This is a genomic window from Rummeliibacillus sp. POC4, from assembly GCF_003576525.1.
Lineage (GTDB): Bacteria > Bacillota > Bacilli > Bacillales_A > Planococcaceae > Rummeliibacillus.
Map to the genome: position 1 here is coordinate 1 of NZ_QWUA01000044.1, position 3865 is coordinate 3865.

3 protein-coding genes are annotated in these 3865 nt (G+C 31.7%); 1 reads left to right on the plus strand and 2 read right to left on the minus strand.

Translation table 11 applies throughout. The features are described 5' to 3' along the window. Positions 1-102: 102 nt before the first annotated feature. Both D1606_RS12020 and D1606_RS12025 read right to left on the minus strand, forming a co-directional pair. Positions 103-1032 carry an AEC family transporter gene (locus D1606_RS12020; RefSeq protein ID WP_119416257.1) on the minus strand — a complete coding sequence of 310 codons (930 nt, stop codon included), beginning with the start codon at positions 1030-1032 and terminating at the stop codon, positions 103-105. Between the two features lie 142 nt (positions 1033-1174). Next, entirely contained in the window at positions 1175-2752 is a 1578-nt protein-coding gene (locus D1606_RS12025; protein ID WP_119416258.1) for a sensor domain-containing diguanylate cyclase, read from the minus strand. A gap of 810 nt (positions 2753-3562) precedes the next feature. On the opposite strand from D1606_RS12025, the gene D1606_RS12030 reads away from it, so the two are divergent. Beyond that, positions 3563-3865: LysM peptidoglycan-binding domain-containing protein (locus tag D1606_RS12030; protein ID WP_119416259.1), on the plus strand; the 303-nt coding region annotated here is incomplete at its 3' end.

Sequence of the window (3865 nt, forward strand, 5' to 3'; positions counted from 1 at the left end):
TCATATTAAAAAAATGAAGAATTCCTTAAGATTTATACAAAAAAGAAACCATTTAGAAAAACACATTCTAAATAGTTTCTTTTTAAAATTCACATTGAAAGTTTATGCATATAAAAGTTTTGCCACATAAATCACTATTGTAACGGTTATGCAACTAACAATTGTCGTAAATAAAACTGTCTGTGCAGCAAGTTCTGATTCTACATCATATTCTAAAGCCAGAGTAGAACTATTTCTTGATGTAGGAAATGAACTAGCAATTAACAGTGATTGAGCCACTACTCCATGAAAACCAAAAATTGAAATCCAAGCAAAGGCAACTAATGGTCCCATGAGTAATCTTCCAATACAACTCATATATAACATTTTGTTAAACATTGTACTGACATGTATTTTAGACAACTGCGCTCCTAATGTTAGTAATGCAATAGCAACAAATGCATCTGCCATATGTCCAATTGAAATAGATAAAAACTCTGGCAATTGAATATTTGCTATCTTTAAAACAATCCCTAATATTAGCCCATGAACAATTGGAAGTTTCACTATGCTTCTTGCAATTTCCCAACCTGATTTTGTCGTTGAAATTAGATTATACAAACCATAAGTATACGTTGTTAAGTTTTGAAAAATTACCGTAATGATTTGGATGGCAGTACCTAATGGTTGTGCATGGAATACCATTTGACTCACTGGGATGCCATAATTTCCAGAGTTAATAAGCACAATACTATTTTTAAAAATAGCTGATTTCCTTTTTTCTAGCTTCAAGATCTTACTAATGGTTGTACTTAAAACCATTAAAGAAATACTATATGCAAATAAATAGATTAAAATTTTCCCTACAACAACTGGATTAACATTTGTTTCATAGATATTCACAAAAACTGCTGATGGCATTAAACAGTACGTGATTAAATTTGATAAAGCTTTTAAGTTGAATTGAAACTTACGTTGCATAATCCCACCAACAACGAGTAACACTAAAATAGGAGCAACTACTTGAAAGAAAACTAAACCTAAATAACTCATCTTCTCAATTTTATCCTTCTCTCAATTTGATTTAGTTTTATAAATCATTTTTTAGTTTTAAAAACAAACAGTTTTACAACAATATAACTACTCACTACGAGAAAATGAGAACTATTTACATAATAGATAAAACCCAACTAACTTAAACAGTTGGGTTCAAAGAACGGGAGATAATAACTTGATTTCTACCTTTGTTTTTTGCCTCATATAAACATTGATCAGCAATCTCGATCAATTTTGCAGAAGTAGTCTCTGTTGTAGGGAATTCTGCTATTCCAGCAGAAACAGTAATAGCATTCCCCGTAGGACTTGATGTATTTTCAAGCTTCATACGTAAAAATTCTGCAATTTCAAAAGCACCCTGCATAGTTGTATTTGGTAGTAGAATGATAAATTCTTCTCCACCATAACGACAACACAAATCGGTTGAACGAGTGACTGCTTTCATACTAAGGGCTAAATATTGTAGAACCTCATCACCTATACCATGACCATAGGTATCATTAACCAATTTGAAATGATCTATATCCATTAGAATAATAGAAAATGATGTATTGGAAGTGATCAATTCATCCATTTTAACATCTAATGTTCGACGATTTGATAACCCGGTTAATGGATCTGTAGTCGATTGATCCATAAAATAATCGACTTGTTTATGTAGAAAGTTCAAGCTCTTAATTAGTGCATTTTTCAATTGTTTAACTTCGTAATACCACGCTGGAACTGCTGAAAGATTCTTTTCCTCATTTTTCTCCATACTACTTTCAGTTAACTCAGCTAATCTTTGCAACGGCTTAGATATTTTCAATGCTGCCCAAATCACAATAAGTAGGGAAATTAATAATAAAGGCAAGGCTGTAATAAGCATCTCTTTCATCATGTTTTCTGATGGCTCTAGTGCTTTTTCTGTTGGTCTTTGAGATATCACTCCCCAACCTGCCTTGTCAACTGTTGCATACCCCGCAAGCATGTCTTGTCCGTTTGAGTTTATAACTCTTTGTGCGCCACTTTCATGGCTGGCTATTATCTTTTGGACACCTGCATTATCCTTTACCACTGTATTAATAAGTGATTGATCTTGGTGATAGATAATTTTCCCATTAGAATCTATTACATAAACGTATGAACCATCATCATAATAATGCTTCCCCAATAACTCATGTAGAATATTCTGCTCTTCCAAATAAATTGTACCACCTACTAGTCCCAAATATTTTCCTGAGTTATTGAAGATGGGTGCTGATATGTAGACAATTTCACGATTGGTCATAGCTCTATATGGATCAGATATCATCGGCCTTTGTTCTTTAATGGCCTTTTTAATAGCATTAGAAGTTAATGTTTTCCCTTTAATATCAATTGTCTGTGGAGATGTGGCGAGTACTTTTCCTTTCGCATTTACAATTGATATTGAATTAAAGGTATTGGTCTGCATTCGTAAACGCTCAGCTTCTTCAAGAAGTATCTCTTCATTATCCATCTTTTTTGCAATTGTATTTGAACTTAATGTTAATGTTTGAAGCGTTTCATCTAAATAATTCGTAGCAGTAGTCGCTAGCTTTTCTGCATATACACGATTTGTTTCAAGTGTGTTATTTATTAAAGTCTGTTTATTCATACGATAACTGCTCCAAAGGCTACTTGAAATGGTCAGTATAAATGCCAAAGCCACAACCCCAATAATTAAATGTTGCAGTTTTAACGGATACTTTTTCATATTTGTTCTCACTTTTTTCTTTTATTTTAACAAATACTTAAAAGAATTGTTGAAAGATATTGAAAAATACTAAACTAGAAGAAAAATTGGACACAGCTTAGCTATTTTTTAGTTTCTATGTATCGTGTCATCATAATCTTCATCTGTATCATCTGTTATAAACCCCAAAAAGTTTAAAATTCTCATTAGCATAAAATCCCCCTCTTGGTGTGCTATCTATCTCTTTTATATATCTAAATATTCTAAATAATATAAAACTAATATTCCAGTCATTCTCTTTCTATATGCAAAAATTGTGCGATTGCACAGTAAAAAATTTATAAATAAGGATTTACACTGTAAAAATTTAGCGGTTCACTCGATAATTTCAGTTATAAATTTATATATCATTCATTCCAATGGATTGCCCACTTTACTTTTTTGATTTTTCACTATTTTCAAATTATTTTTTGTTGCAAATATGATTCTAACATTTTATAATATTATCCAATTAGAATAGTTGGGATTAGACCCTCCCTCTATCTAATGGCTAGCACAGAGTGTTAGAGAGTGAGGCAATTTTGAATGATTGTTTTGCTCACATGTCAAGACTCTCCTTTTGATAGAAAAAACGCCACGCCACCCCTCAATGGTTTGGGGTTTTTTTATGCAATCTATATTTAATATTAACTGTTTTCAGGTAACAATTTTACCAAATTGTAAAATGAACTGGTTTTTGTAATATAAATTTGATGAAAATAACATATTATTGATGTTACTTCCTTTTATACTATTAACATGTGTGAAAAATAAAAGGAGGAACTAATACTAGTGAAAAAACTAAAAATATCGGCAGTAGGGCTAAGTTCAATTATGCTTTTTTCGACAATAGGTCCATTCACTGCTTCTGCAGCAACTACTACATATAAGGTTACGTCCGGAGATACCTTATCAAAAATCGGGTCAAAATACCATGTTTCATATAAGACGATTATGAACTGGAATAATCTTAAAACGACGAAAATTAAAGTTGGTCAAAAACTTAAAATTAAAACTAGTTCAAGTTCTTCTAGCAAAGTGACATCTTCTACGACTTACAAAGTAAAAGCTGGTGATACACTCTCTAAGATCGCC